The organism is Enterobacter cloacae complex sp. S3 (genome assembly GCF_014930495.1).
Lineage (GTDB): Bacteria > Pseudomonadota > Gammaproteobacteria > Enterobacterales > Enterobacteriaceae > Enterobacter > Enterobacter asburiae_B.
On record NZ_JADBRD010000098.1, the window covers coordinates 1 to 419 of the forward strand.

The window sequence follows — 419 nt, forward strand, 5'->3', positions numbered from 1 at the left end:
CTTGCAAGTCGTCTAATTTTTCATAAACGATAGTTAGTGTACCGATAGCCGACAATTCCTGAGGCATGCAATCCATAGCATTAGATAAAGCCATTCTGCAATTGCCAATATCCGCAGCCCATGAGTTAAGTTGATTGGACGTTAAAATACTTGTTGGCTCTGTAAATTCACCGCACTGCTCGTTTCCTGAAATGAGCCACAGAACATCAGAATGAAGAATGTTAGCCAATTGGATTAACTGGTCAGCAAAAGGAACACTTTTTTCCGTTTCCCAGTTGTTAATGGTTTCGGTTGTTAAACCAAGATGATCAGCCAAAAAATCCTGAGAAAGGCGAAGAGAAGATCTTTGATTAAGTATTCTTTTGCCGATGGTTTTGGCTACGATAATTTGAGTGTTCATTTCATAGGCTCCGTTGTTT

1 protein-coding gene is annotated in these 419 nt (G+C 39.6%); it reads right to left on the reverse strand.

What is annotated here, in order from left to right:
* Positions 1-400, reverse strand: a 400-nt coding sequence (locus IM317_RS23660; RefSeq protein WP_193362551.1) for a helix-turn-helix domain-containing protein, incomplete at its 3' end; no start/stop codon positions are given.
* Between the last annotated feature and the right edge of the window lie 19 nt (positions 401-419).